We start from the raw sequence: 26,123 nt of genomic DNA, 5'->3' as shown, positions 1-26,123 counted from the left end.
GGACGCGACCATGCCGGGCAAGATCGCCGTCACGCCGCGCTCTCTGTCGGGCGCCGGTCATCCCGCCCTGTCGCTGCTGAGCGAGCGGGGCTACGAGATCGTCTATCCGTCGCCGGGCAAGCTCCCCAGCGAGGACGAGCTGCTGCACAGCGTCCCGGGTTGCGTGGGCTGGCTCGCCGGAGTCGAGCCGATCAGCCCGCGCGTGCTGGCCGCTGCGGAGGGTCTCAGGGTTATCAGCCGGAACGGGACCGGCGTGGACAACATCGACCTCGACTTTGCGCGCTCGCGCGGGATCGCCGTCGAGCGGGCGAACGGCGCCAATGCCCGTGGCGTCGCCGAACTGGCCATCACGCTGATGCTGTCCGCCTTCCGGGCGGTGCCCTGGTCGGACGGGCACCTGCGAAAGGGCGACTGGCAGCGCCGGATCGGCATCGAGGCGCAAGGCCGGACGCTGGCCGTGATCGGCTGCGGGGCGATCGGGCGGGAGGTCGTCGACCTCGCGCTGGGGCTTGGCATGTGGGTCGTCGGGCATGATCCCGCGCCCTCGAATTCCTTTGCCCGCCCCGGCTTCCGCTTCGCCTCGCTGCAGGAGGCCCTCACCGGCGCGGACGCGATCACGCTGCACTGCCCGCCCGGCGAGCGACCCATTCTCGACGGAGCCATGCTGGCGCAGCTGAAGAAGGGCGTGGCCATCGTCAATACGGCCCGCGCCGAGCTGATCGACGAGGAGGCCCTCGTGGCAGCGCTCGACACGGGCCAGGTGGGCAGCCTGGCGACGGATGTCTACCGCCGCGAGCCGCCCGAGCCCTCGGCCCTGACGACGCACGAGCGCGTCATCCTTACCCCGCATGTCGGCGGCTTTACCGAGGAGAGCGTGGAGCGGGCGACCCGCGTAGCCGTCGAGAATCTCCTGCGGGTCCTGGAGCCGCGATGAGCGTGCTGCCCGCCCGGCCCTGGAGAGATTCCCCCGCGTTGGCGGCGGGCCCCGAGGGCGCGGTGCTGGGCTGGCTGGGACAGGCAGGCTTCCTCATCGCCCTGGGTGGCCAGATAATCGTTGTCGACCCCTATCTCTCCGACAGCCTGGCCGAGAAGTACCGGGGGACACGCTTCCCGCACGAGAGGATGATGCCGCCGCCGGTGGCACCCTCCGCCCTGCGGGACGTGGACTGGCTGCTGTGCACCCACGGGCACACCGACCATATGGACCCCGGCACGATCGCCCCCCTGCTCGCCGCCAGCTCCGGTGCGCGGGTGCTGGCGCCCCGGGCCGAGCGGGTGCGCGCCATCGAGCGCGGCGTGCCGCCGGACAGGCTGGTGCTGATCGATGCCGGCGAGACGGTGGATCTCGCTCCCGGCGTGAGTGCGACAGCCATGCCTGCGGCCCACGAGCAGATGACGCGCACGCCCGAGGGTCATTCCTTCCTGGGCTTTGTGCTGCGCGGCCGAGGCGTGACGATCTGGCATTCCGGCGACACGGTTCCATGGCCGGGGCAGGCCGAGTGGCTGTCGCCCTTTCGCGTGGACCTCGCCCTGCTTCCGGTCAACGGCCGCGATGCGCTGCGCGCCGCCAACGGCGTTCCCGGCAATCTGACCCTCGAGGAGGCTGTCGCCCTCGCCGACGCCATCGGAGCGCGGGCAATGCTGGGCCACCACTTCGGGCTGTTCGACTTCAACACGCTGGATCCGGTTGACGGGCGACGGCGCCTCGCCGGCCTGGCCAGCCGGGCGGATGCCATGCTGGCGGAGACCGGCGTGCTCTGGGACCTCTCGCCCGTCCCGCACGACCGCCTGTCCATCCTCATGGTCTGCAGGGGGAACATCTACCGGTCGCCGCTCGCCGCGGGCATGCTCGCCGCACGATCCACCTGTTGCCATGTCGAGAGTGCGGCCGTGATGGACTGGAATCGGTCGGGCATCCGCCTGTCCTCCCACCGCGCCCGGCAGGTCAGCGCGCAGGACTTCAATCGCTTCGACCTGATCCTGGGGATGGACCGGGAGAGCCTCGCGGCCCTGCAGGCCCTGCGTCCGCCGGCCTGCCGGGCGCGGCTGGGATTGCTGGGCGCGTATCTGGAGCCGGGGAGCATGCCCGACATCGAGGACCCCTGGGGCGGGGACCAGTTGGCCCTTGAGGCCGTGGACGACGACATCGCCAGGGCGACCGCGAGGCTCGCCCGCCTCGTCGGCGCGGCGACAACCTGAACGCGGGAGAGAGCCATGGATTTCGGAGTGAAGGGCAAGGTCGTGGTGGTCACGGGCGGCGCCACGGGCATCGGCCACGCCATCGCGCGCGCGTTCCACGAGGAGGGGGCCACGGTCGTCATCAACGGCCGCAACCAGGCCAAGCTCGACGCCGCCTGCGCCGCCATCGGGGCCAACGCCCGGGGTGTCGTCGCCGACCTGCTGACCGCGGAAGGCACGGAGCGCCTCTCCACCTTTGCGCGCGGGATCGGGCCCGTGTCCTTCCTCGTCAACAACATCGGCGTCTTCGACGTGAACGACTTCTTCGAGGTGACCGACGAACGCTGGGCCGAGTACTTCCAGCACAACGTCATGACTGCCGTGCGCATCTCCCGCATCGTCCTGAAGGACATGCTGGCGCGCAACGAAGGAGCCGTGTGCTTCATCTCCTCGGAGGCCGCCATCCGCTCCATCGGCAACATGGTGCCGTACTCCGTCACCAAGACGGCCATGCTCGGGCTGTCCCGCTCGCTGGCCGAACTGACGCGGGGCACCGAGGTCCGGGTGACCAGCTACATGCCGGGCACGACGGCGACCGAATCCGTGCAGGGCTATTTCGAGGGGCTGTCCAGGGAGCAGGGGAGGAGCGTGGAGGAGTGCCTCGCCGACTTCTACCGGACCGTGCAGCCCTCGAACCTCACGCAGCGCCTCATCGACCCCGCCATGCATGGACGGGGCGTGGTCCAGCTGATGACGAACACCGCCATGAACGGCGTCTGCCATCGGGCCGACGGCGGCACGATCCGCTCGATCTTCGGCTGAGCAGGGGAGGGGAACAATGTCCGGCAAACTGGGTGTCCATGCGCTCCTGTTCACCGACCAGTGGGACGAGGCCCACGCGACGGCCTCCTGCCGCGCGGCGGCGGAGATCGGCTTCGACCTCATCGAGGTCCTCATGTTCGACCCCTACGCGCTCGACCTGCCGCTGACGCGGCGCGCTGTGCGGGACGCCGGGATCGAGCTCCGGCTGGGCATGGCGCTGGGTGCCGCCTCGGACATCTCCTCGGACGATCCCGAGACTGCCGCGAGAGGGGAGGCGACCGTGGGCCGCGCCCTCGAAATCGCTTCCGAGCTCGGGGCACCGGCGGTCAGCGGCATCACCTACGCCGCCTTCGCCAGTTATGCTGCCCCGCCCACTGCCGCCCAGCGGGCGCGCGTGGTGGCCAGCCTGGGGCGCCTCGACCGCAGGGCCGGCGAGCTCGGGGTCAAGCTCGGGCTCGAGCCGGTCAACCGCTACGAGAGCTTCATGGTCAACACGCTGGACGAGGCGGCTGCCATGATCCGGGATGCTGGCGGCCGGCACATGTTCATCCACATGGACACGTTTCATATGAACATCGAGGAGGGCGACATCGGCGCCGCCATCCGGCGCAACGCGGCGCTGCTCGGCTACGCCCACGTCGCCGACAGCAGCCGCGGCGCTCTCGGCGGTGGCCACTTCGACATCAAGGGATACTTCTGCGCATTGGCCGACGCCGGCTACACCGGCGACTACACGGTGGAGAGCTTTTCCTCGAAGGTGCTCTCGCCGGCGCTGGTGGGGGGCGTGCGGCTTTGGCGCGAGGCCTGGTCCGACCCGATGCAGGCGGCGAGGACCGCGCTGGAAGCCCTGCGCAGCGCCCGGACCACGGCCGGCCTTGCCATCGCGACATGGTAGGGCGATGGGCCTTGGCGCATAGCGATAAGCCGCCGCGAGGGTGCCAGCAGGAAATTCTTTTCGGAAGTCCATGCCCTGTATAGAATTTGCCCGAGTCCTGGAAAGGGAGTTCGCGGGTGGCCGGTGGCAAGGAGGTTAAGCAAGGGATCCTGGCGCGGATCCGGTGGCGATCGGCCTACATGAACCCCGCCCTGCGCCGGATCGCCGACCGTGTCATGCGGGCGCCGGAGGAGGTGAAGTCCATCTCCATCAAGGATCTCGCCGTCCAGTGCGAGGTCTCGGAATCCACCGTCACGCGTTTCGTGCGCGAGATCGAGGTGCCGAGCTTCCAGCAGTTCAAGATCCTCATCGCCGAGGAACTGTCGCAAGGCGGGTCGCCGCGTCTCGCCGCCGTCGACCGTCATGTCTACGAAGACATCACGGACGACGACGACACCGCATCGGTCATCTCCAAGGTGGCGGCGCGCTATGCCATGACGGTCGAGGACACGAAGGCCGGCCTCTCCGCCGATCAGCTGCAGAAGGCTGCCGAGGTGATCGACCAGGCGGACTTCCTCGCTTTCTTCGCCATGGGCGCGTCTCTTCTCTGCGTTGAGAGCGCAATCCTGCGTTTCATGCGGGTCGGCAAGCGCTGCTGCTTTTTCCGCGATCTCGGAATCCGGCAGATCTCGACGTCCACGCTGGGTCCGCAATCCCTTGCGATCGGGGTCTCGAACTCGGGGCGGACGATCTCCACCGTCGATTCCCTGCGCGAGGCGAAGGCCCAGGGTGCCAAGACCCTGGCCATCACGTCCTTTCCCGACTCGCCCATCGTCCGGCACGCGGACATCTGCCTGTTCACGCCCACGGTCACGGGTGTCGTGGGACGGGCGGACTATCATGAATCCATGGTCTCGAAGATTGCCCAGCTCCAGGTGATCGACGTCCTCTACTCCCTCTACGCGGTCCGCAACTTCGGGAGCGCGATCGAAGGGCTCGAGCGCACGGCCGACGTCACGGCCCTCACGCGCTACTGAGGCAGTGCGTCCGAACTACGCGTGACATGTCCCGCCAGACAGGCCCCGCGCCGCGTGCTGTGAGGGTCGCGGGCCGCGCCCTCGATCGCGCCGGCCACGTCGAACGAAACCTCCTTCCGCACCATCGTAGGAAATTTTTTTCGTTGCGTTTCCAGTCGGGGGAAATTACTTTTATTTTTGTCACTGGAGCTGTGTCCTCATTCGATGGGGCCGCTCGGGCAGACCTCGGCAGCCCCAGGGACGGCAGTGAGGCAGGCAAGGAAGGCGCGAACGAACGCGCCGAGGCGACCCGGGCTCGCGAAGCAGCCCGACCGGTCGCCGGGGTGGAAGGGAGCCATGGCGGAACTTCGGATCGAGACGGTGAGCAAGACCTACAAGGACGGCCATGCCGCCCTGAAGGGTGTCAGCTTCGCCGTCGACGACCGTGAGGCCGTCTTCCTGCTGGGGCCCTCAGGAGCGGGGAAGACGACCACCCTGCGCCTCGTGGCGGGCCTGGAGGACGTGACGGCCGGGCGCGTCCACATCGGCGGCCGCGACGTGACCCACCTGACGCCGCGCGAGCGCAAGCTCGCCATGGTCTACGACAAGCATTCCCTCTTTCCCCACATGACGATCTTCGAGAACCTCGCCTATCCCCTGCGGGTCCGGCGGATGGCCGAGAGCCAGATCAGGGAGCGCGTCGCTGAAATCGCCGCGACGTTGCAGATCGACCAGCTCATGGCGCGCTACCCCTCTCAGTTATCGGGTGGGCAGCAGCAGCGCGTCGCCATCGGCCGGGCGCTGGTCCGCGATGCGAACTGCTACCTGCTGGACGAGCCGATCTCGCATCTCGACGCGAAGCTGCGCGCCCGGATGCGCGTCGAGTTCAAGCGCCTGCAGCGCGACTACAAGGCGACGATGCTCTACGTCAGCCACGACCAGCTCGAGGCCATGACGATGGCCGACCGCATCGTGCTGATCAACCAGGGCGAGATCGAGCAGATCGCGGCGCCCCAGACGCTCTTCGACAAGCCTGACACGATCTTCGCGGCCACCTTCATCGGCGAGCCGGCGATGAACACGCTGCAGGCCGAACTCGGCGAGCGGGACGGGCAGCCTGCACTGCTGATCGGGGACGGGATCGTGCCTCTCGACAGCGCCTGGCTGAAGGCCGGCGTTTCACTGCGCCTGGGGCAGCGCTTCGTGGCGGGAATCCGTCCGCAGCACATCGCCCTCTGCGCGCCGGACCTGGGCGCCGCCGGCGTGCTGCGCGGGCGCATCTTCGCGGTGGAGACGCTTGGCTCTCGCGTCATCTTCGATGTCGACCTGGCAGGCACCATCCTGCGCGTCATGACGTCGGTCGACGCCGCGCGGCTCCATCCGGAGACGATCGGAGCACCCATCGCGGCGAAGATCGATCCCGACTTCGTCTACCTGTTCGACGAGGCCAGCGGCCGGACCATGCGGCAGGCCCGCTTCACCCTGCAGATGACATCCTGAATCCAGCACCGCCCTACGAAGGGCGGGTTGTGATGTGTCCAGAACGAGAACTCACGAGGGGAGGAAAACGTGACGACCATCGGACTTGCGAAGACCATCACGGCAGCCTGCGCGCTGACGCTGATGGCCTCGACCGCCGCCCTGGCGCAGACAGCCGCCCAGAAGGCCCTCGCGGGCCAGGAGATCCGGTTCCTGCAGCCGTCGATGCCGCAGTTCGCGGCACTCGGGAAGTTCATTCCCGAGTTCGAGAAGAAGTACGGCATCAAGGTCATCGTCGAGGAGGTGCCGTTCGACCAGTACCGGCAGAAGTCCCTCGTCCAGATGCAGCAGGGAACCGGCACCTACGACATCTACGCCGTCGACGTCATGTGGCTTGCCGAGTATGCGGCCGCGGGCTTCCTCGATCCCCTCATGCCCTACGTCAAGAACGCCGACCTGACCGCGGCGGACTACGACATCAATGACTTCCTGCCGCGCGTCATCAGCGGCACGGGCGTCTACAACGACACGCTCTACACGATCCCGCTCGGGGCCGGGCCGGTGGGCACAACCTTCCGCAAGGACGTCGCCGAGGCCGCGGGCTTCAAGCTCCCGGAGCGGTTCTCGCCGGAGTTCACGACGCAGTACATGTTCGACGCCGCCAAGAAGGTGAACAAGCCCGAGTCCGGCATGATCGGCTTCGCCAACATCCCCGGCCGGTGGTTCTGGGGTGTCACCTACCTGCCTTACCTCTATGCCTTCCAGACGGCGGAGACAAAGGGCAACGAGTACCTCGACAAGGACTGGAAAGTCACGATCAACAACAAGCACACAGTCGATTCCATCGACTACTTCGTCAGCCTGAAGCAATTCATGCCGGCTGACAGCGCGAACTGGGGGATCGGCGAGGCAACCGCCGTCTACCAGTCCGGTGGCGCGTTCGGCACCTGGAACTACCAGGACTTCATCAAGGGCTTCTTCGAGGATCCCGCGACGCAGGCGAAAGTGGCCGGCAAGAACGTCCACCTGCATACGCCGGCCGGCCCCGACGGCCAGATCGACCCCTGGTTCGGCGCGTGGTCCTTCGGCCTGTCCAAGGACTCCGCCAAGAAGCAGGCCGCCTGGACCTTCGTCCAGTGGATGACCTCCAAGGACGTGCAGGAGCGCGCCACGCAGTTCGGCGCCGGGCCCTCGCGCCATTCGACCTACAAGTCGGAGACGCTGGCCAAGTACCAGCCGTGGTGGCTGTCGGTCTACCAGTTCATGCTCAAGGACACGAACCCCGACGAGCGCGTGCGCATCCCCGAGTGGGCCGAGATCTCCGACATCATGGGCGAGGAAGGCAACAAGGTGTGGATCGGTCAGATCGACTCCAAGACGGCCGCCGCGAACATGGAGAAGCGGATGACCGAGGCCATGAAGAAGGGCGGCTACTACGTGAAGGGCCGAAAGGACCTGCCGCCGCAGAACTGGCGCAACATGAGCTACTACGACCGCATGCCGGCGCAGTGGAACTGATGTCCTGACCTCGGATCCGGGCTCCCTGGAGCTCGGATCTCCCCGTCCGTTCCGAGAGGCCTGAGATGTCCGAAGCCGCCTCCCTCGCGACCGCCGCCGCCCCGGTACGCCGGCGGGGGCTGCTGTCCAGGGTGGGACCTTCCAACCGGAAGGTCTTCCCGTGGCTGCTCATGGCACCCACGCTGATCATCCTCTTCTCGATCGGGATCTATCCGTTTCTCTATGCGCTCTACATCGCCGGGCACAATGTCGTCCTGTCGAAGCCCTACATGCCCCGGTACTTCGTCGGCCTCGACCAGTACCATGCGGTCATCCAGGACAAGGACTTCTGGCAGGCGCTCGGCACCACCGTCTGGTTCACGGTCGAGGCGGTGTTCCTGGAGTTCTGGCTGGGGCTGGGGCTTGCTCTCCTCTTCCAGCGCCAGATCAGGGGCGAGAGCGTCTTCCGCCTGCTGATCCTCATTCCGATGATCCTGCCGCCTCTCGTGGCGGCGCTCATCTGGCGCTACATGTTCTATCCCGGGGCGGGACTCGTCAGCTACTACGTGGGCGGCATCACCCGGGCCTTCGGATGGGGCGACGTGCCCTTTCTCTCCGATCCCCACATCGCCTTCCAGACGCTCGTCTTCGTCGACGTCTGGGAGTGGACGCCCTTCATGTTCCTGATGATGTCGGCGGGCCTCGCCTCCATCCCGCGGCAGCCCTACGAGGCCGCGGAGATCGACGGGGCCTCTGCCTGGCGCGTGTTCTGGACGATCACGATGCCCCTCCTGCGGCCCGCCATCCTCATCGCGGTTATCATCCGCACGATGGATGCGTTCCGCACCTACGAGCTCATCGTCATCATGACGCGCGGTGGGCCGGGCAACGCCACCACCACGCTCAACGTCTACCTGACCAAGACCGGACTGGAATTCTTTGATGCGTCTAAGGCGGCGGCGATCTCGCTGCTGATGATGATGGTGATCATTCTCATGAGCTTCGTGTTCATCCGCGTCTTCCGGTCCCGCACCGAAGTCGCGGAGTGAGGACCCCGGCCATGAAAACCCTCAACGTCACCATCGTCTCGCCCGATGCCCCGCCCCGGCAGAGCAACTGGTGGGTCTACCTCGTGCTGGCCGGCATCTGCGCCATCAACGTCATTCCCTACCTGTGGATGGTGCTGACGGGCTTCATGAACGGGGCATCCGCCTCCGCGACCTCGCCGCAATGGATCTTCACGCCGTCCCTCGACGCCTTCCGCTACCTGATCCTCGAAAAGGGGATCATGACGAACTTCATGCACAGCGTGGTCGTGGCGGTGGGATCGACGTTCTTCTCGGTCACCATCGGCATGTTCTGCGCCTATGCCATCGCGCGTCACGACTTCGTCGGCCGGGACGACGTGAGCTTCTGGGTGCTGACCAACCGCATGATGCCGCCGGTGGCCGTTCTCATCCCGATCTTCGTCACGTTCCAGACGCTGAAGCTCCTCGACACCCTGGTGGGGCTGATCATCCTCTACACCGCCATGCAGCTGCCCTTCGTCGTCTGGATGCTGACCGGCTACTTCCGGGACATTCCCCGCCGCTACGAGGAGTCGGCGATGGTCGATGGGGACACCTGGTTCCAGGCCTTCCGCAAGGTGACCCTCCCGCTGATGGCGCCCTCGATCACGGCCACGGCGATTTTCGTGATGATCCTGTCGTGGAACGAGTTTGCGTTCGCGACCTTCCTGACCGCCACCAACGCCAAGACCATGCCGCCGGCGATCATGGCGTACTCGATCGGCGCCGACATCGCCTGGAACATCCTCGGCGCCGCCGTGGTGCTCATCACCGTGCCCCTCGTGCTCTTCGTCCTGATCATGCAGCGCCAGCTCATCAGCGGCCTGTCCCAGGGCGTGGTGAAGAAGTGACGTCCGGGAGAGCAGGGGCCGGTCATGGCTGAGATCCGCATCACCCGGCTGCAGAAGGAGTTCGGCAGCTTCACCGCCGTCCGCGACGTCAACATCACGGTCGACGACGGCGAGTTCGTCTTCCTGCTCGGCCCGTCGGGCTGCGGCAAGACCACGACGCTGCGCATGATCGCCGGACTGGAGATGCCCACGTCCGGCCTGATCGAGATCGCGAGCCGCAACGTCACCTACCTGCGCCCGCGCTACCGCAACGTCGGCATGGTCTTCCAGGACTACGGCCTCTACCGGCACATGACGGTGTTCGGAAACATCGCCTATCCCCTCGAGGTGCGCCGGCTGGCGAAGGACGACATCGCCCGGAAGGTCGGCGACGTCGCCCGCACGATGCAGATCGACGGCATCCTCGGCAAGAAGCCGGACCAGCTCTCGGCGGGCCAGCTGCAGCGCGTGGCCATCGCCCGGATGCTGGTGCGCGACGCCGACGTCTTCCTGATGGACGAGCCCATGTCCCACCTGGACGCGCAGCTGCGCGGGCAGATGCGGGCCGAGCTCCGCCACATCCAGAAGACCATCGGCACGACCACGATCTTCGTGACGCACGACCAGCTCGAGGCCATGACGATGGCCGACCGGATCATCGTCATGAAGGACGGCGAGATGCTGCAGTTCGCCACCCCGCGCGAGATCTTCGAGGCTCCCTCGACGGAGTTCGTGGCGACCTTCGTCGGCGAGCCGCAGATGAACGTGATCGACGCCACGCTGAGGCGGTCGGACACGGGGCTGGTCGCCGATTGCGAGGCGTTCGCGGTGCCCCTGTTGCGCGACTGGTCGGAGCAGCATGGCCTCGTCGCGAAGGACGGCGCGCGGGTCCGCCTCGGGGTCCGGCCGGAGCATGTCCGCCTCGCGGGAGCGGTCGACGCGTCCCATCCGGTCCCGGTGACGCTCGCCTCGTTCGAGCCGACGGGTGCGGAGAACCTCTACCTCGTCCAGGCCGGGCGCTTCGAGATCACCACGCGCACCTCCACCACGGATTCGGCCGGCCTCGGCAAGACCGAGGGCACGCCGCTGGCAATGGGGTTCGACCCCGCCTGGATCTGTCTGTTCGACCCGAAGGACGGCCGGACGATCGCCCAGGCCGCGGGAAGCCTGCGGGGGAGGACCGGGCCATGAAGAACTGGGTGCTCACGCTCGTCATCATCAGCTTCCTCACGGGATCCTGCACGGTCATGGCCGGGGACACCTCGCCATGGCCGGCGATGGTGGTGGCCGTGGTCCTCATCCTCGCCCTGAAGGTCTGGAACGATCGCCGGAAGGTGCTGGCCTGGCCGATGGAGTTCCTGCTGATCGCGGCGGTGACGATGATCGTCGTCAACCTCGCCCGCCTCTACATCATCGAACTGCCGGCCTGAGTGATGGGCGACGAGGTCCTCCAGGTCAGCGGGCTGGTGAAGTCGTTCGGGGCGCGGCGCGTTCTGGACGGCGTCGACATGTCCGTCCCGCGCGGCCAGATCGTCGGCTTCCTCGGCCCCAACGGGGCCGGCAAGACGACGGTCATGAGCATCGCAACGGGCCTGCTGGCGCAAGACGCCGGAGAGGTCCGGCTCTTCGGCGTCTCCGGCGGAGCGCGCCGGCCCGCCATCCGCATGCGCATCGGCTACCTCCAGGAAAAACCCCGGCTCTATCCTGAGATGTCGGCGCGCGACTACCTGACCCTCTTCGCGCGGCTGCATGGCGTGGCCCGCCCCGCCGTGCGCGTGGAGCAACTGCTGGAGCGGCTCGGCCTGGCGGATGCCGGGGGGCGGCCGCTCGCGACCTATTCGCGCGGCATGCAGCAGCGGGCCTGCCTGGCGCGGGTGCTGCTGCACGAGCCCGAGTTCCTCATCCTCGACGAGCCCACCCTGGGGCTCGACCCGTCGGGCGTCGCCGACATGCGCACGATTTTCAGGGAGTTGCGCGACCAGGGCCTGACGCTGCTGTTCTCCTCCCACCAGCTCGCCGAGATGGAGCGCATCTGCGACGGGGTGGTGCTCCTGTCCGGGGGCCGCGTCCTGGCCCAGGGCCGTCCCGAAGACCTCCTGCCGGCCGCCGGCGCCGGCGAAGGGCTCCGCGTGGAAACCTTCGAGGCGATCGGCTCCGTGATGGACACCATCCGGCGGATCGCGGGCGTCGAGGCCGCCCGCGAAACGGGGGCCAACGTGGCGGAGATCCTGTGGCGGCCGGATCCTTCGCGCAGCGAGAGGGACCGCCGAGCCGACCTTGCCCGCGCCCTGACCGCGGCGGGTCTCACCGTGCTGTCGGTCGGCACCGCACCCCCAACCCTCGAAGACCTGTTCCTGACGCTGACGCGGGGCGGGCCGAATCCACAACACCATCAGGGAGAGCCGTCATGGACCTCGGCTATACGAACAAGCGCTGCCTCGTGACGGCGTCCACGGGTGGCCTCGGCTTCGCCATCGCGAAGGCCATGGCCGCGGAGGGGGCCACGGTGGTCATCAACGGCCGCTCGCAGGCGGGGATCGCCGCCAGCATCGAGCGCATCGCGAAGGCCGTGCCGGCAGCGAGGCTGGAAGGCGTGGTCGGAAACAGCGGGACCGCAGACGGCTGCGACGAGCTCATTGCGGGTTGCTCCGACGTCGACGTCCTCGTCCTGAACCTCGGCATCTACGAAGCCGTCGACATCTACAAGGCGGGCGACGACCGCTGGTACGAGCTCATCGAGGTCAACGTGATGTCCGGTGTCCGGCTGGCCCGGCATTTCATTCCGAAGATGCTCGCGCGCAATGCGGGACGGGTGATCTTCATGGCCAGCGAGAGCGGCATCAACCCGGCCCCCGAGATGCCGGCCTATTCCGCCACCAAGACGATGCAGCTCTCGCTGTCGCGCAACCTTGCCGAGACGACCAAGGGCACCGACGTCACCGTCAACTCCGTCCTGCCGGGACCCTGCCGCACCGAGGGCGTAGCCAAGCTGATCGAGGGGCTCTACCCGGGCGTCCCCACGGCCGAGGCCGAGCGGCGCTTCGTCGCCGACAACCGGCCGACCTCCCTGATCCAGCGCCTGTCGCGGCCCGAGGAGGTGGCGGACTTCGTCACCTTCCTGGGCAGCGACCGCACCGGCATCGTCAACGGGGCGGCGCTGCGCATCGACGGCGGCCTGATCCGGACCGTGTTCTAGTGGCAATTCCTGCAGCGGCGGTGCTCCCTGGACCCCTGGTCGTCACGGGCCTGCTGGCGCGGCGAGAGTTGCTGGCGCGGATCGGCTCGGCCTGGTTCTGGATCACCGCGAGCCTGATCTGCGTCATCGCCTGGCTGTACGGGGCAGGCTTCCAGCAGACCTTCGAGACGGAGAGCGTCCTCGTCACGACGGATCCGCTGATGACGCTCAACGTGCTGATCGTGGTGTTCCTGAGCGTGGTCCTGGCTCTCCGGCTCGCGGCGAGCCTCGCAGGCGAGCGGGAGCACCGCACTCTCGAGGTGCTGCTGGTGGGGCCGGCCTCCTGGGGTGAGATCGTGGCCGCGAAGTTCCTGGTCGAGCTGTGCGTGATGGCGCTGCTCGTCGTCGTGTACCTCGCCTACCTGCTGCTCGCGCAGCCCCTGGGGGCGGGCGTCATCGCCCCGCGCGACACGCTGGGGCTCCTGGCCATGCCGGTCTTCGCGCTGCCGGTCCTGGCGCTCGGCCTGCTGGTCGCCGCATGGGCCCGGACGGTGCGCGCGGCGGTCGTAAGCCTGACCGGCGTGCTGGGCCTCCTCGCCGCCTTCGAGGTTGGCCTTTGGCTGCTGGAGGCGAGGGCGCCGGACCAGATCGAACTGACGGAGCTGCAGGTCCGCAGCGCGCTCGAGGCGGCAGCTCCCGTCCTCGCATGGGTGTCGGCCCCCGGCCAGCTCGCCGGGCTGGCGAAGGCGCTGGCCCAGAACGCTGCCCCGACCGGCGCCGCGGCGCTGTGGTCGCTGGGCCTGACCGCCTGCACGCTCGGCCTCGCCACCGCCGTCGCCCGATTGAGAGGGCCGGCGTGATGCGCATCCACCGGCTCGCCTTGCTGTCCCTGGTGCCGGCCCTCCTGCTGGTCTCCCCCGCGAAGGCGCTCGAGCCCCAGCGGCGCGAGGCGGTCGTCGCCAGCATGCGGGTGTGGGACGGGGATCAGTTCAAGGAGGCGCTGCTGCCCTCGAGCGTGCCCGAGATGACGCTGATCGCGGGCCAGGCCAGCGCGGTGGTTTTCGTCCGGACGCAGGAGTATTTCTGGCCGCTCTCGCGGCAGGTCTATGTCGATTTCGATACGCAGCGCGACGTTCTGGACGGCCGGCTGCGGATCGAAAAGGACGGCGTGGTCGTGGCCGAGGAGCCGCTGCAGTCCTACTCCGTGCTCTACCCCGAAGGCGCCATCAAGGGCGACGGACGCCTGCTGTGGGGCGCGGAGGCGGAGGCTGCCTACGTCGCAGAGCAGCAGGCCCAGAGCGACTTTGCGCAGCGCACCGACGCGGCCATGCGCGCCCGGGCCGAGTATGAGCGGCGCCTGTCCCGAAGTGCGGCCACACGCGACGAGGGCGAGCCGCCGGAAGAGGTGTCGCCTCCGCCGCCGCTGCCCGAGCCGAGCTTGCGGCTCGTGACCAGGCCGGCCATGGGGTTCCGGATCGACCGTCCGCCGGGGCGCTACCGGATGGCCGTCGTTCGCGACGGCGTGGCCGTGCCCGGCACCGAACGCTCGTTGCGCGTGGTGCCGGCGGGCGGGGGGCCCGACATCGTGGCCGACGTGTTCCCGGAGGAGCGATGGACGCGGCCACTCACCGCCAACAGCGCCCGATCGCGCATCTATGCGAGGCCCGGATCGACCTTTTTCCTGACCTTGGCGGAGGCCTCGCGCTTCGACGAGGCCGACTACCTGCCGGTGGTCTCGCCGCAGGCGCCGGCCGTCGCGGGGCGGGAAATATGGGTGCGGCGCAGACCGTCAGGCCTCGCGGCCATCGGGCGTGACGGCGAGGCCCTCGCCCTCGACCGGCTCAAGGTCGAGCAGACCCAGGGGTCGAGCTTCGGCTACAAGGTCCGGCGCGCCGCCGCCGGCGAAGCAGCCGACCTCACGGCCTTCGCCATCGTGGTGCCGGCCGCGGATGACGCCACCCGGATCCAACTGACCGCGCCGGCCCCGTCCTTCCACCGCGAAGTTGTCCCGGTCGGCCCGCGCAACGCTCTCCTCGGCTTGGCGCTGGCCCTGATCCCGGCCGTCTTCGCCGGCGCTCTGGCCGCACGGCGGCGGAGGGGCTAAGTCACCCCCCGCCAGCCACGATTGCCACGTCACCAAACCGCTGCCGGGGCACAAGAGGTTCTGCACGGTCCGGCCGTCACGGAGCCCGAGATCATCCGCTACCTATTCCCGCTGGGTATGCAGACATACCCGGCGCGGCATTGCTCCCGGTCGGTCGGACCGTCACCCTTTGCGCCAACGATCTCTTGGGCCACGGGCCTTGCGCGAGGGGGGAACGTGATGCTGGAGAGATTCCAGGCCATGCAACGACAGCTCGACGACGCGCCGCACCTGCTGCGGCTCGGCCGGCTCTTCTCCGAGACCGTGCTGGTCGAGGTCGATGGGAGCGAGGTCTATCTCGTCTTCGAGAAGGGACGGCTCGTCTCCGTCACGCCCGGGCCAAGCCGCAAGACGCCATGGCGCTTCGCGCTGCGCACGGACGCCGCTGCCTTGCAGGCCTTCTGGCAGGCGCGGCCCGCGCCGGGTTTCCACGACATTTTCGGGCTCGTGAAGATCGGCCGCGGGCGGATCGACGGAGACATTCTCGCGCTCGTCAAGAACCTCCGGTTCTTCAAGGACTTCATGGCGCTGGCGCGCCAGGGAGCGACGGCATGAGCGCGATCCTGGAGCCCGTCGTCGGGCGCTACATGACCGTTGACATCGGCGGCCGCGCCCAGCGCATCTACTTCGAGGAAGCCGGCCAGGGGCGTCCTGTCCTCTGCCTGCATACGGCCGGTGCGGACACGCGCCAGTGGCGGCACGTCCTCAACGACCGGGGCCTGACGGCATCGAACCGCTTCATCGCCTTCGACATGCCCTGGCACGGCAAGTCGCTGCCGCCGGAGGGTTTCCAGACCGACGAATACCTCCTGACGACGGAGGCCTACATGGCGACCGTGCTGGCGGTGGTTACGGCGCTGGGCCTGGAGCGCCCCGTCCTCGCCGGCTGCTCCATGGGCGGGCGGATCGCGCTGCAACTCGCCGCGCTCCACCCAGGCGCCTTCTCGGGCTTCATCGCCATCGAAGCCTCGGATTTCCAGCCTGCATGGTACGACATCGACTGGTTCCACCGGCCCGACGCCCATGGCGGCGAAATGGGCGCGGCACTCGTCTCGGCCAACATCTCCCCTTACGCCCCGGACGCCGAGCGCTGGAACACGCTCTGGATGTTCATGCAGTCCGGCCCCGGCGTGTTCCGCGCCGACCTCAGCTTCTACACGACGGACGACAGCCTCGTGCGGCGCCTCGGACAGATCGATACGAGCCGCACGCCGGTTCATCTCCTCGTCGGCGCCTACGACCTGACCTGCACGCCGGAAGATGCGGCGCGCACGGCGGCTTCCATCCCCGGCGCGACGCTGACGGTGATGGACGAGCTCGGCCACTTCCCGATGAGCGAGCACCCCGTGGGGTTCCGCGCTTTCTTCGCCGACGCGCTGGACCGCATGCCCGCGGCTGGCCGGGCGGCAGCCTGACGAGACCCGCCATGACGACGTCCCCTGACACTCCCTGCATTATCTGCGTGGCGATCACGGGATCGCTGCCGACCAAGGAGAACAACCCGGCGGTGCCGATCAGCATCACCGAGCAGGTCGAGAGCACGCAGGAAGCCTTCGAGGCCGGTGCCTCCATCGCGCATTGCCATGTGCGCGACGACGAGGGCAGGCCGACGTCCGATCCCGAGCGTTTCGCCCGCCTGAAGGAGGGACTGGAGAAGCACTGCCCCGGCATGATCGTGCAGCTCTCCACCGGCGGGCGCTCGGGCGCGGGCAAGGCGCGTGGCGGCATGCTGCCCTTGCGTCCCGACATAGCCTCGCTGTCGGTGGGCTCCAACAACTTCCCCACCCGCGTCTACGAGAACCCGCCCGACCTCGTGGACTGGCTCGCCTCCGAGATGAAGGTTTACGGCGTGAAGCCGGAGATCGAGGCCTTCGACCTCTCACACATCGTGCAGGCCACGCGCATGCAGTCGGACGGGCGCCTGGTGGGTCCGCTCTACGTGCAGTTCGTCATGGGCGTGAAGAACGCGATGCCCGCCGACGAGCGCATCTTCGACTTCTACATCGAGACGCTGAAGCGCCTGGCGCCGGACGCGACATGGTGCGCCGCCGGCATCGGGCCGGAGCAGATCCGCGTCAACGAGTGGTGCATCGCCAAGGGCGGTCACACGCGCACCGGCCTGGAGGACAATGTCCGCCTCGACCGCGATCGGCTGGCCCCGTCCAACGCCGTGCTGGTCGGGCGGGCGGTGGAGCTCTGCGAGAAGTACGAACGCCCCGCCGCCACCTGGCGACAGGCGCGCGACATCCTCGGCCTGCGCCCCGCGGCCTGACCTCAACGGACAACGGACCATGAAGGACAAGACCTATCCGAGCGCCACGGCCGCCCTGGACGGCCTTCTCTTCGACGGTATGACGATCGCTGCCGGCGGCTTCGGCCTGTGCGGCATCCCGGAGTTGCTGATCGCGGCGATCCGCGACGCCGGTACCACGGATCTCACCGTGGCTTCCAACAATGCGGGCGTCGATGGCTTCGGCCTGGGCGTGCTGCTGGAGAGCCGGCAGGTGCGCAAGATGATCTCGTCCTATGTGGGAGAGAACGCCGAGTTCATGCGGCAATACCTCGCCGGGGAGCTCGAGCTGGAATTCAACCCCCAGGGCACGCTGGCCGAGCGCATGCGCGCGGGCGGGGCAGGGATCCCCGGCTTCTACACGGCAACTGGCGTCGGCACCGTCGTGGCGGAGGGCAAGGAGCACAAGGACTTCGACGGGAAGACCTTCGTGCTGGAGCGCGCCATCGTCGCCGACCTCTCCATCGTCAAGGCCTGGAAGGCGGACGAGTCCGGCAACCTCGTCTTCCGCAAGACCGCCCGCAACTTCAATCCGCCGGCGGCGAGCTGCGGCAGGGTCTGCGTGGCGGAGGTCGAGGAGATCGTGCCTCCCGGCGCTCTCGACCCCGACGAGATCCACCTGCCGGGCATCTACGTGCACCGGCTGATCCAGGGCGAACACGAGAAGCGCATCGAGCAGCGCACCGTGCGCAAAGCCGCCTGAGCGAGGGAGAGAACATCATGGCCTGGACCCGCGACCAGATGGCCGCCCGCGCCGCGCAGGAGCTGCGCGACGGTTGGTACGTCAACCTCGGCATCGGCATCCCCACGCTGGTGTCCAACTACATCCCGGAGGGCGTGCAGGTAACCCTGCAGTCGGAAAACGGCATGCTCGGCATGGGGCCGTTCCCCGTCGAGGGCGAGGAGGACGCCGACCTCATCAACGCGGGCAAGCAGACCATCACAGAGCTGCCGCAGACCGCCTATTTCGACAGCGCGCAGAGCTTCGCGATGATCCGCGGCGGCAAGATCGCCATGGCGATCCTGGGCGGCATGGAGGTGTCGGAGGAGGGCGACCTCGCCAACTGGATGGTGCCCGGCAAGCTCGTCAAGGGCATGGGCGGCGCGATGGACCTGGTGGCCGGCGTCGGGCGCGTCGTCGTCGTCATGGATCACACCAGCAAGGCCGGCGAGAGCAAGGTCCTGCGCCGCTGCACCCTGCCGCTCACCGGCAAGGGCGTGGTGGACCGCATCATCACAAACCTCGGCGTGCTGGACGTCACGCCCGAAGGCCTGGCGATCGTCGAGTTAGCGGAGGGCGTCAGCGAGGCGGAACTGCGCAGCGCGACGCAGGCCAGGCTGGTGAATTGAGACGCGGCAGCCTGTCTGTGACGGGCAGGTCCGCGCCGATCCCTCACCGTGTCATCCCCGGCGCGCCGAAGGCGCGGGAAGGGGATCCAGACTCCTGAGAGGTGGCCCCTGGATCCCCTTCCCGGCGCTTCGCGCCGCCGGGGATGACACGGTCCTCTTGGCGATCGACGTTACTTCCCGAACGGAATTCCCTCCCTCACGTAGATGTCCTTGATCAGCTTGAGGATAAGCTTCAGCTCCGGCGACTTGTCGTCCCAGCGCGAGGACATGATCGCGGGCGAGGTCGCGTCGGGTTCGTCGAGCCCGCGATAGACGACCTTGTCGCGCCGCAGCCGCTGCACGCTGGCCGGCACGGGACAGCAGCCGATGCCTGCGGCGACCAAGCCCAGTGCGCCCTGCAGCTCCTTGATCTCCATGCAGCCCTGCGGCCTCACTCCCGCCGCATGGACGAGGCTCAGCACCCGGTCCGCGTAGCTCGGGCGCGGGTGCTTGGGATAGACGATGACCGTCTCGCCCTCGAGATCGGCGAGGCGCATTGGTGTGTCGCCCTCTGCGAGCCTGTGTCCGACCGGCACGGCCACCACGATCGGCTCGTTGCGGAGCAGCTGGTGACGCAGGGCCGTGTCCTGCATCGGCAGCCGGCCGAAGCCGACGTCGATCCGGCCCTCCTTCAGGGCCGCTGCCTGCTCGAAGGTGGTCAGCTCCAGCAGGTTCATGTCCACTTCGGGCCGCGCCGCCCGGTACGAGCGTATGACCTCCGGCAGGTAGCCGTAGAGCGTGGACGCCACGAAGCCGATGCCGATCCTGCTGCGCTTGGCCTCCTGGAAGTGGCGGAGCACCTGCGGGATGGCGTCGAACTTCTCGAGCGTCTGGACAGCCTGCTCATAGACCAGCTGGCCGGCCTCGGTGAGGCTCCAGGGCCGCGTGCCGCGCTTGATGAGCGTCGCCCCCAGTTCCGCCTCGAGCTGCTGGATCTGCCGGCTCAGCGGCGGCTGTGCGACGTGCAGGCGCTCGGCCGCACGCGTGAAGCTCCGCTCCTCCGCCACGGCGACGAAATACCGGAGATGCCGCAGCTCCATCATACCTCCCGGGTATTGCTTTTTGCTTCTTCGATCTTGGACCGAAGGCAGGCAGCAAAACTACAACGGATGACAAGAGGAAACCAACCCGTGGGGTATGCCTCTGCCGGACATGAGCAGGGCCGCGCTTCACGAGCGCTCCACGCAGTGCGGCAGAGACGGCATCGGTAAGCCGCTGCACCCCCTTGCACAGGAGGAGAGCGCCATGCTGGACAAGGTTCGCGCATCGATCGAGAGCGCCGTTCAGGACGATCCCCGCGAGGGTCATTTCCGCTGCCGCCGCGACATCTTCAGCGATCCCGCGCTCTTCGAGCTCGAGATGAAGACCATCTTCGAGGGCAACTGGATCTACCTCGCCCATGAGAGCCAGGTCGCCAACAACAACGACTACTTCACGACCTATATGGGTCGTCAGCCGATCTTCATCGCGCGGGACCGCAAGGGCGAGCTCAACGCCTTCATCAATGCCTGCAGCCACCGCGGCGCCATGCTCTGCCGCCACAAGCGCGGCAACAAGTCCACCTATACCTGCCCCTTCCATGGCTGGACCTTCGGCAACACGGGCAAGCTGCTCAAGGTGAAGGACCCCGAGGGCGCAGGCTATCCCGCGACCTTCAACCGCGACGGCTCGCACGACCTCACCAAGGTGGCGCGCTTCGAGTCCTATCGAGGCTTCCTCTTCGGCAGCCTCAACCCCGACGTGAAGCCCCTGAAGGAGCACCTCGGCGAGGCCGCGAAGATCATCGACATGATCGTCGACCAGTCGCCTGAGGGCCTGGAGGTGCTGCGCGGCTCGTCCACCTACGTCTATGACGGAAACTGGAAGCTGCAGACCGAGAACGGCGCGGACGGCTACCACGTCACCGCCACGCACTGGAACTACGCGGCCACCACGAGCCGCCGCAAGGACACCGAGAAGGGCGACGACGTCCGCGCCATGGACGCCGGCGGCTGGGCCAAGCAGGGCGGCGGCTTCTACTCGTTCGAGCACGGCCATCTGCTGCTGTGGACCAACTGGGCCAACCCGCAGGACCGGCCGAACTGGGATCGCCGCGCGGAACTGGCCGCCAGCTTCGGCCAGGCGACGGCCGACTGGATGGTGCAGCGCTCGCGCAATCTCTGCCTCTACCCCAACGTCTACCTGATGGACCAGTTCTCCTCGCAGATCCGGACCTATCGGCCCATCTCCGTCGATAAAACCGAGGTGACGATCTACTGCATCGCGCCGAAGGGCGAGAGCGCCGAGGCGCGCGCCCACCGCATCCGCCAGTACGAGGACTTCTTCAACGCCTCGGGCATGGCCACTCCCGACGATCTCGAGGAGTTCCGCTCCTGCCAGATCGGCTACGGCGGCAGTGCGGCGCAGTGGAACGACCTCTCCCGCGGCGCCGAGCACTGGATCCCGGGCGCCGACGAGGCCGCCGACGCCATCGGGCTAAAGCCCGTGCTCAGCGGCAAGCGCGCCGAGGACGAGGGCCTCTTCGCCGTCCAGCATCGCTACTGGATGGAGACGATGCAGCAGGCCCTCGACACGGAAGAGGATGCCTGAGCCTCCCGCCGAGCCAACCCGTCTCGCCACGATCACCGACGACCCCGCCTTGCCCCTGCCGGCAAGGCCCCGGGAGGACGCCATGCCCACTTCCGACGCCATCACCACGTCCATTGACCGCATGCAGGAATTCCTCACCCGCGAGGCGCGCTACCTTGACGACAAGGACTGGGACAGCTGGCTCACCTGCTACGCCGCGGACGCCGAGTTCTGGATGCCCGCCTGGGACGACGACGACACGCTCACCGAGGATCCCCAGCGCGAAATATCGCTGATCTACTATCCCCACCGCGGGGGCCTCGAGGACCGCGTCTTCCGCATCAAGACCGAGCGCTCCAGCGCCACCAGCCTGCCGGAGCCGCGCACCTCCCACAACATCTCCAACGTGGAGGTGCTGGGCCACGACGGCGAGCGCGTGGACGTGCGCTTCAACTGGGTGACGTTCAACTATCGCTACAAGACCGTCGACACCTACTTCGGCACGTCGTTCTACTCGATCGACATGGGTCCAGAGCCCAAGATCCGCAAGAAAAAGGTCGTCCTGAAGAACGACTACATTCACCACGTCATCGACGTCTATCACATCTGACCGGGACGCGAGGACGATGACCCATACGATCGCGCTCAACTTCGAGGACGGCGTCACGCGCTTCGTGGCGTGTCCCTCATCCGAGACGGTGGCCGACGCGTCCTATCGCGCCGGCATCAACATCCCTCTCGACTGCCGCGACGGCGCCTGCGGCACCTGCAAGGCGTTCTGCGAATCCGGCAGCTTCGATGCTGGAGTTTATATCGAGGACGCGCTCACCGAGGACGAGGCGAAGCAGGGCTTCTGCCTGCCGTGCCAGATGAAGCCCAAATCCGACCTCGTGGTGCGGATCGCGGCGGCCTCCACGGCCTGCAAGGTCCGCCCGGTCAGCCACGGCGCCACTGTGGCCGCCGTGCGCGAGGCGTCGCCGACCACCTACGAGCTGGCGCTGAGCCTGGAGAACCCCGCCGGCATCGCCTTCCTCCCGGGACAATACGTCAACCTCGATGTGCCCGGCACGGGCCTGTCGCGCGCCTATTCGTTCAGTTCGCGGCCCGGATCGCAGGAGGTGAGCTTTCTCATCCGCAGGATCCCCGGCGGGATGATGAGCACCTGGCTCGCCGCCGCAAAGCCCGGCGCTGCGGTCACCTTCACCGGCCCCTTTGGCAGCTTCTACCTGCGTGACGTGGTCCGCCCCGTGCTGATGCTGGCGGGTGGCACCGGACTCGCCCCCTTCCTCGCCATGCTGGAGCAGCTTGCGCCGGCCGGGCTCTCTCACCCCGTGCACATGGTCTACGGCGTCACCCGCGACGAAGACCTCGTCGGGACCGAGCGCCTCGACGCCTTCGCTGCCGTCTTGCCCGGCTTCAGCTGGCAAGCCTGCGTCGCCGACGAGGCCAGCGCCTATCCTCGCAAGGGCTACATCACGAGCTTCGTCGCCGACCGCCACCTGAACGACGGCGACGTCGACGTCTACCTCTGCGGCCCTCCGGCGATGGTGGAGGCGGTTCGCCAGTCCTTCGCGACAAGGGGCGTGGCGCCCGTGAGCTTCCACGCCGAGAAGTTCAACCCGAGCCTCCCGCTTGCAGGTGCCGCATGAGCACCGCGGCCCAGCCCTCCGTCTACCCCGGCCGCTTCGCCGGCAAGGTGGCTCTCGTCACCGGTGCCGCCCAGGGCATCGGCCGCGAGGCCGCCATGCGGCTCGCCCGCGAGGGAGCCCGCGTCGTGGCGGGAGATCGCTCGGACCTCGTGTACGAGCTGATCCACGAAATCGAGGCGATGGGCGGCAAGGCCGTCGCCGTCGTCACCGACTTCGAGCGCTACGAGGGCGCGACGCTCCTCGTCCGCATGGCGGTCGAGCGCTTCGGCCGGGCCGACATCCTCGTCAACAACGTCGGCGGCACGATCTGGGCGAAGCCATTCGTGCACTACGAGGAAGCGCAGATCGAGAAGGAGATCCAGCGCTCGCTGTTCCCGACCTTGTGGTGCTCGCGGGCCGTGCTGCCGCAGATGATCGGGCAGGGCGGCGGGGCGATCGTGAACGTCTCCTCCATCGCCACGCGTGGCCTGCATCGCGTGCCCTACGGGGCGGCCAAGGGCGGCGTCAACGCCATCACGGCCTGCCTCGCCTGGGAAGTCGCCGAACAGGGCATCCGGGTGAATGCCGTCGCGACCGGCGGCACCGAGGCTCCGCCTCGCCGGGTCGCAAGGCAGGAGGGCATCCCCCTCGGCACGCAGGAAAAGGCAGGCGAAGCCCAGGCTGCTGCTGCTTGGTACCAGACGCTCGTCGACCAGACCCTGCAGTCTAGCCTCATGCACCGCTACGGCAGCATCGCCGAGCAGGTGGCCGCCATCCTGTTCCTCGCATCCGACGAGGCCTCCTACATCACGGGCGTCACTCTGCCCGTGGCGGGCGGCGACCTCGGCTGACCCATCCCGGCCAAGGCCGGTTCCCGAAACCCGACGCATCCTGCGCCGTCGACCACAACAAGCGCAGCCAAGGAGGACACCATGACCACCTCTCTTCTTGCCCGCCCGGAGTTCCGCGAGCTCCTCACCAGGGTCGCCGGGCTCGACAACGACAAGGGCGACGAGCGCCTGAAGCGCATCGTGCTGCGCGTCTCCGAGCACATCTGCTCGGTCATCGAGGAGTTCGACGTGAGCCCCTCGGAGTTCTGGTCGGCGATGGCCTACCTCACCGAGCTCGGCCAGGCCAACGAGGTCGGCCTGCTGGTGCCGGGCCTCGGCGTCGAGACCTTCCTCGACATGCGCATGGACGAAGCCGAGAAGCGCGCCGGGCTCGAGGGCGGCACGCCCCGCACCATCGAGGGCCCGCTCTACATCGCCGACGCTCCGCTTGCCACGGGCGAGGCCCGCCTCGACCAGGATCCCGAGCAGGGCGAGGTCTTGTTCATGGAGGGCGTCGTGACGGACAAGGACGGCGCGCCGATCGCCGGAGCCGTCGTCGACGTCTGGCACGCCAACACGAGGGGCGGCTACTCCTTCTTCGATCCGTCGCAGTCCAAGTACAACCTGCGCCGCCGCATCGAGACCGATGCCGAGGGCCGCTACCGCTTCCGGAGCATCATGCCGTCCGGCTATGCCTGCCCGCCCAACGGCGCCACGCAGAAGCTGCTCGACGCGCTGGGCCGCCACGGCCACCGTCCTGCGCACATCCACTTCTTCGTGACGGCGCCGAGCTACCGGAAGCTGACGACGCAGATCAACATCGATGGCGACGAGTACCTGCACGACGACTTCGCCTTCGCCACGCGTGACGAACTGATCCCGCCGGTCGTCCGCCACGCCGATGCCGACGCGATCACTGCCCGCGGCCTCAACGAGCCTTTCTCGACGATCACCTTCAACTTCATGCTCCACCGCGAGGCGGACGTGCTGCCCGACACGACCGTGGAACGCCCCCACGCCCAGGCGGCGTGATCCGGCCCGGCCCCGTGGCACCCCCCTCCCGCCACGGGGCCGACCTCGCATCCACACGCTCACCCGCGCCCCACCGACCCCGAGTGCCGCCATGCTGAATCCCGACCGCGCCCCGGTGCTCGACACCGCCGACGACCTGGCGATCCGCTCCATCACCGCCACCATCGTCGATGTGCCGACCGTGCGCCGGCACAAGCTCTCGAATACGTCCGTCACCGCGCAGAACGTGGTCATCGTGCAGGTCCTGCTGGAGAACGGCGTGGAGGGCATCGGCGAGGCCGCCACCCTGGGCGGACCGCGCTGGAGCGAGGAGAGCGTCGAGAGCATCAAGGCGACGATCGACGGCTACCTTGCGCCTGCCCTTCGGGGATGCCGGGCGGACCGCTTCGAGGCCGTCGCCATTCGGATGGGGGAGGCCGCCAAGCGCAACAACGCCGCCAAGGCCGCTGTTGAGACGGCGCTCTTCGACGCCGTCGGCAAGTCCGTCGGCCTGCCCGTGCACGCCCTGCTCGGCGGGGCCGTGCGCGAGAGCTTCCCCGTCCTGTGGACGCTGGCTTCCGGCGATCCCGCCCAGGAGATCGAGGAGGCGCAGGGCAAGCTCGCGGCGCGACTGCACCGCACCTTCAAGGTCAAGATCGGCGCCCAGGCGCCGGAGGCCGACCTGGCGCGCCTGCGCCGCATCGCGACGGCGCTTGCCGATCAGGCGACGCTGATCGTCGACGTCAACCAGGGCTGGGACGAGACCACGGCAGTCCGGCACATGCCGGAGTTGGCCGCCATCGGCATCAAGCTCGTCGAGCAGCCGCTTCCCGCCTGGAACGTCGAAGGCCTCGCCCGGCTCCGGCGGCGTGGCGATGTCCCGCCCATCCTGGCCGACGAGTGCGTGTTCGATGCCCACGACATGCTGGCCGTCGCCAAGATCCACGCCGCAGACGCCGTCTCGCTGAAGCTCGTCAAGCATGGCGGCCTCCTGGCCCTGCGCAAGGTGGCTGCTGTGGCCGCGGCTGCGGGCATCGCCAATTACGGAGGCTGCCTGCTGGAGAGCTCGGTGGGCGCGGCCGCCCACCTGCATGCGTTCGCGACCCTTCCCCGCCTTGAATGGGGCGTAGAGCATTTCGGGCCACAAATCCTCGTCGACGACCTCGTTTCCGAGCCGCTGGCCTTCGCTGACTTTGAAGTGAAGCTTCCCGACGGACCGGGCCTCGGCCTCACGCTCGATCACGACAAGCTCCGCCGCTTCGCCCGCGTCTGATCGGCGCAGCTCCGTTCCGGACCTGTCCGGCCTCCTTCACCCGAACCCGCCGT

27 protein-coding genes are annotated in these 26,123 nt (G+C 68.1%); 26 read left to right on the top strand and 1 reads right to left on the bottom strand.

The annotated features are described in order from the left end of the window. The first annotated feature begins 10 nt into the window (after positions 1–10). The 20 genes from AC5JCN_RS09515 to AC5JCN_RS09420 all read left to right on the top strand — a co-directional run bounded on the left by AC5JCN_RS09515 (position 11) and on the right by AC5JCN_RS09420 (position 18,721). Positions 11–934, top strand: a complete 924-nt coding sequence (locus AC5JCN_RS09515) for a phosphoglycerate dehydrogenase (RefSeq protein WP_495754791.1) — start codon at positions 11–13, stop codon at positions 932–934. Then, a complete protein-coding gene (locus AC5JCN_RS09510) occupies positions 931–2,199 on the top strand; it encodes an MBL fold metallo-hydrolase (RefSeq protein WP_495754790.1) in 1,269 nt (422 codons plus the stop codon). The genes AC5JCN_RS09515 and AC5JCN_RS09510 overlap by 4 nt, the downstream gene beginning before the upstream one ends. Before the next feature lie 15 nt (positions 2,200–2,214). After that, complete coding sequence (locus tag AC5JCN_RS09505) at positions 2,215–3,000, top strand: SDR family NAD(P)-dependent oxidoreductase (RefSeq protein ID WP_495754789.1); 786 nt, start codon at positions 2,215–2,217, stop codon at positions 2,998–3,000. A 16-nt stretch (positions 3,001–3,016) separates the two neighbouring features. Continuing rightward, positions 3,017–3,895: a sugar phosphate isomerase/epimerase family protein gene (locus AC5JCN_RS09500; protein WP_495754788.1), complete on the top strand. Its 879-nt coding sequence runs from the start codon at positions 3,017–3,019 to the stop codon at positions 3,893–3,895. A 116-nt stretch (positions 3,896–4,011) separates the two neighbouring features. Further along, entirely contained in the window at positions 4,012–4,911 is a 900-nt protein-coding gene (locus AC5JCN_RS09495; RefSeq protein WP_495754787.1) for a MurR/RpiR family transcriptional regulator, read from the top strand. A 336-nt stretch (positions 4,912–5,247) separates the two neighbouring features. Continuing rightward, positions 5,248–6,390 carry an ABC transporter ATP-binding protein gene (locus AC5JCN_RS09490; protein ID WP_495754786.1) on the top strand — a complete coding sequence of 381 codons (1,143 nt, stop codon included), beginning with the start codon at positions 5,248–5,250 and terminating at the stop codon, positions 6,388–6,390. Between the two features lie 69 nt (positions 6,391–6,459). Beyond that, positions 6,460–7,887, top strand: a complete 1,428-nt coding sequence (locus tag AC5JCN_RS09485) for an ABC transporter substrate-binding protein (protein WP_495754785.1) — start codon at positions 6,460–6,462, stop codon at positions 7,885–7,887. A gap of 65 nt (positions 7,888–7,952) precedes the next feature. Further along, entirely contained in the window at positions 7,953–8,915 is a 963-nt protein-coding gene (locus AC5JCN_RS09480) for a carbohydrate ABC transporter permease (RefSeq protein WP_495754784.1), read from the top strand. Between the two features lie 11 nt (positions 8,916–8,926). After that, complete coding sequence (locus AC5JCN_RS09475) at positions 8,927–9,784, top strand: carbohydrate ABC transporter permease (RefSeq protein WP_495754783.1); 858 nt, start codon at positions 8,927–8,929, stop codon at positions 9,782–9,784. A gap of 24 nt (positions 9,785–9,808) precedes the next feature. Then, a complete protein-coding gene (locus AC5JCN_RS09470; protein ID WP_495754782.1) occupies positions 9,809–10,954 on the top strand; it encodes an ABC transporter ATP-binding protein in 1,146 nt (381 codons plus the stop codon). Then, on the top strand, positions 10,951–11,193 hold the full coding sequence (locus AC5JCN_RS09465; protein ID WP_495754781.1) for a hypothetical protein: 243 nt from the start codon (positions 10,951–10,953) through the stop codon (positions 11,191–11,193). Before AC5JCN_RS09470 ends, AC5JCN_RS09465 begins: the two co-directional genes overlap by 4 nt. 3 nt (positions 11,194–11,196) lie before the next feature. Beyond that, complete coding sequence (locus tag AC5JCN_RS09460) at positions 11,197–12,207, top strand: ABC transporter ATP-binding protein (RefSeq protein WP_495754780.1); 1,011 nt, start codon at positions 11,197–11,199, stop codon at positions 12,205–12,207. Continuing rightward, on the top strand, positions 12,171–12,959 hold the full coding sequence (locus AC5JCN_RS09455) for an SDR family NAD(P)-dependent oxidoreductase (RefSeq protein WP_495754779.1): 789 nt from the start codon (positions 12,171–12,173) through the stop codon (positions 12,957–12,959). Before AC5JCN_RS09460 ends, AC5JCN_RS09455 begins: the two co-directional genes overlap by 37 nt. A gap of 20 nt (positions 12,960–12,979) precedes the next feature. Next, on the top strand, positions 12,980–13,798 hold the full coding sequence (locus tag AC5JCN_RS09450) for an ABC transporter permease (RefSeq protein ID WP_495754778.1): 819 nt from the start codon (positions 12,980–12,982) through the stop codon (positions 13,796–13,798). Beyond that, positions 13,795–15,042, top strand: coding sequence for a hypothetical protein (locus AC5JCN_RS09445; protein ID WP_495754777.1), 1,248 nt, complete (start codon positions 13,795–13,797; stop codon positions 15,040–15,042). The genes AC5JCN_RS09450 and AC5JCN_RS09445 overlap by 4 nt, the downstream gene beginning before the upstream one ends. A 219-nt stretch (positions 15,043–15,261) precedes the next feature. Further along, a complete protein-coding gene (locus tag AC5JCN_RS09440; RefSeq protein WP_495754776.1) occupies positions 15,262–15,636 on the top strand; it encodes a hypothetical protein in 375 nt (124 codons plus the stop codon). Then, entirely contained in the window at positions 15,633–16,496 is an 864-nt protein-coding gene (locus tag AC5JCN_RS09435; RefSeq protein ID WP_495754775.1) for an alpha/beta fold hydrolase, read from the top strand. The genes AC5JCN_RS09440 and AC5JCN_RS09435 overlap by 4 nt, the downstream gene beginning before the upstream one ends. 11 nt (positions 16,497–16,507) lie before the next feature. Further along, positions 16,508–17,353, top strand: a complete 846-nt coding sequence (locus tag AC5JCN_RS09430; protein ID WP_495754774.1) for a 3-oxoadipate:acetyl-CoA acetyltransferase — start codon at positions 16,508–16,510, stop codon at positions 17,351–17,353. A 19-nt stretch (positions 17,354–17,372) separates the two neighbouring features. Then, complete coding sequence (locus tag AC5JCN_RS09425) at positions 17,373–18,074, top strand: CoA transferase subunit A (RefSeq protein ID WP_495754773.1); 702 nt, start codon at positions 17,373–17,375, stop codon at positions 18,072–18,074. A gap of 17 nt (positions 18,075–18,091) precedes the next feature. Next, a complete protein-coding gene (locus AC5JCN_RS09420; protein WP_495754772.1) occupies positions 18,092–18,721 on the top strand; it encodes a 3-oxoacid CoA-transferase subunit B in 630 nt (209 codons plus the stop codon). 170 nt (positions 18,722–18,891) lie between these two features. Here the strand turns inward: AC5JCN_RS09420 and AC5JCN_RS09415 are convergent, their stop codons facing one another. Beyond that, positions 18,892–19,800, bottom strand: a complete 909-nt coding sequence (locus AC5JCN_RS09415) for a LysR family transcriptional regulator (RefSeq protein WP_495754771.1) — start codon at positions 19,798–19,800, stop codon at positions 18,892–18,894. 205 nt (positions 19,801–20,005) lie between these two features. On the opposite strand from AC5JCN_RS09415, the gene benA reads away from it, so the two are divergent. From benA to AC5JCN_RS09385, 6 genes are all read left to right on the top strand, one after another. Continuing rightward, positions 20,006–21,349, top strand: a complete 1,344-nt coding sequence (gene benA, locus AC5JCN_RS09410; protein ID WP_495754770.1) for a benzoate 1,2-dioxygenase large subunit — start codon at positions 20,006–20,008, stop codon at positions 21,347–21,349. Positions 21,350–21,431: 82 nt separating this feature from the next. Next, complete coding sequence (gene benB / locus AC5JCN_RS09405; protein WP_495754960.1) at positions 21,432–21,938, top strand: benzoate 1,2-dioxygenase small subunit; 507 nt, start codon at positions 21,432–21,434, stop codon at positions 21,936–21,938. 16 nt (positions 21,939–21,954) lie between these two features. Continuing rightward, positions 21,955–22,977, top strand: coding sequence for a benzoate 1,2-dioxygenase electron transfer component BenC (gene benC / locus AC5JCN_RS09400; protein WP_495754769.1), 1,023 nt, complete (start codon positions 21,955–21,957; stop codon positions 22,975–22,977). After that, complete coding sequence (locus AC5JCN_RS09395; RefSeq protein WP_495754768.1) at positions 22,974–23,807, top strand: 1,6-dihydroxycyclohexa-2,4-diene-1-carboxylate dehydrogenase; 834 nt, start codon at positions 22,974–22,976, stop codon at positions 23,805–23,807. The genes benC and AC5JCN_RS09395 overlap by 4 nt, the downstream gene beginning before the upstream one ends. 81 nt (positions 23,808–23,888) lie before the next feature. Then, entirely contained in the window at positions 23,889–24,818 is a 930-nt protein-coding gene (gene catA, locus AC5JCN_RS09390; RefSeq protein ID WP_495754767.1) for a catechol 1,2-dioxygenase, read from the top strand. Positions 24,819–24,909: 91 nt separating this feature from the next. Then, positions 24,910–26,070: a muconate/chloromuconate family cycloisomerase gene (locus AC5JCN_RS09385; RefSeq protein ID WP_495754766.1), complete on the top strand. Its 1,161-nt coding sequence runs from the start codon at positions 24,910–24,912 to the stop codon at positions 26,068–26,070. The last annotated feature ends 53 nt before the right edge of the window (positions 26,071–26,123 follow it).

This window comes from Alsobacter sp., assembly GCF_059501845.1.
This window is presented reverse-complemented; position numbering and strand designations above follow the sequence as displayed.

Bases quoted from the DNA above. Each gene is read 5' to 3' on its own strand.
- AC5JCN_RS09515 (WP_495754791.1), top strand. From the start codon at position 11: ATGCCGGGCAAGATCGCCGTCACGCCGCGCTCTCTGTCGGGCGCCGGT.
- AC5JCN_RS09510 (WP_495754790.1), top strand. From the start codon at position 931: ATGAGCGTGCTGCCCGCCCGGCCCTGGAGAGATTCCCCCGCGTTGGCG.
- AC5JCN_RS09505 (WP_495754789.1), top strand. From the start codon at position 2,215: ATGGATTTCGGAGTGAAGGGCAAGGTCGTGGTGGTCACGGGCGGCGCC.
- AC5JCN_RS09500 (WP_495754788.1), top strand. From the start codon at position 3,017: ATGTCCGGCAAACTGGGTGTCCATGCGCTCCTGTTCACCGACCAGTGG.
- AC5JCN_RS09490 (WP_495754786.1), top strand. From the start codon at position 5,248: ATGGCGGAACTTCGGATCGAGACGGTGAGCAAGACCTACAAGGACGGC.
- AC5JCN_RS09480 (WP_495754784.1), top strand. From the start codon at position 7,953: ATGTCCGAAGCCGCCTCCCTCGCGACCGCCGCCGCCCCGGTACGCCGG.
- AC5JCN_RS09475 (WP_495754783.1), top strand. From the start codon at position 8,927: ATGAAAACCCTCAACGTCACCATCGTCTCGCCCGATGCCCCGCCCCGG.
- AC5JCN_RS09470 (WP_495754782.1), top strand. From the start codon at position 9,809: ATGGCTGAGATCCGCATCACCCGGCTGCAGAAGGAGTTCGGCAGCTTC.
- AC5JCN_RS09465 (WP_495754781.1), top strand. From the start codon at position 10,951: ATGAAGAACTGGGTGCTCACGCTCGTCATCATCAGCTTCCTCACGGGA.
- AC5JCN_RS09460 (WP_495754780.1), top strand. From the start codon at position 11,197: ATGGGCGACGAGGTCCTCCAGGTCAGCGGGCTGGTGAAGTCGTTCGGG.
- AC5JCN_RS09455 (WP_495754779.1), top strand. From the start codon at position 12,171: ATGGACCTCGGCTATACGAACAAGCGCTGCCTCGTGACGGCGTCCACG.
- AC5JCN_RS09440 (WP_495754776.1), top strand. From the start codon at position 15,262: ATGCTGGAGAGATTCCAGGCCATGCAACGACAGCTCGACGACGCGCCG.
- AC5JCN_RS09435 (WP_495754775.1), top strand. From the start codon at position 15,633: ATGAGCGCGATCCTGGAGCCCGTCGTCGGGCGCTACATGACCGTTGAC.
- AC5JCN_RS09430 (WP_495754774.1), top strand. From the start codon at position 16,508: ATGACGACGTCCCCTGACACTCCCTGCATTATCTGCGTGGCGATCACG.
- AC5JCN_RS09425 (WP_495754773.1), top strand. From the start codon at position 17,373: ATGAAGGACAAGACCTATCCGAGCGCCACGGCCGCCCTGGACGGCCTT.
- AC5JCN_RS09420 (WP_495754772.1), top strand. From the start codon at position 18,092: ATGGCCTGGACCCGCGACCAGATGGCCGCCCGCGCCGCGCAGGAGCTG.
- AC5JCN_RS09415 (WP_495754771.1), bottom strand. From the start codon at position 19,800: ATGGAGCTGCGGCATCTCCGGTATTTCGTCGCCGTGGCGGAGGAGCGG.
- benA (WP_495754770.1), top strand. From the start codon at position 20,006: ATGCTGGACAAGGTTCGCGCATCGATCGAGAGCGCCGTTCAGGACGAT.
- benB (WP_495754960.1), top strand. From the start codon at position 21,432: ATGCCCACTTCCGACGCCATCACCACGTCCATTGACCGCATGCAGGAA.
- benC (WP_495754769.1), top strand. From the start codon at position 21,955: ATGACCCATACGATCGCGCTCAACTTCGAGGACGGCGTCACGCGCTTC.
- AC5JCN_RS09395 (WP_495754768.1), top strand. From the start codon at position 22,974: ATGAGCACCGCGGCCCAGCCCTCCGTCTACCCCGGCCGCTTCGCCGGC.
- catA (WP_495754767.1), top strand. From the start codon at position 23,889: ATGACCACCTCTCTTCTTGCCCGCCCGGAGTTCCGCGAGCTCCTCACC.
- AC5JCN_RS09385 (WP_495754766.1), top strand. From the start codon at position 24,910: ATGCTGAATCCCGACCGCGCCCCGGTGCTCGACACCGCCGACGACCTG.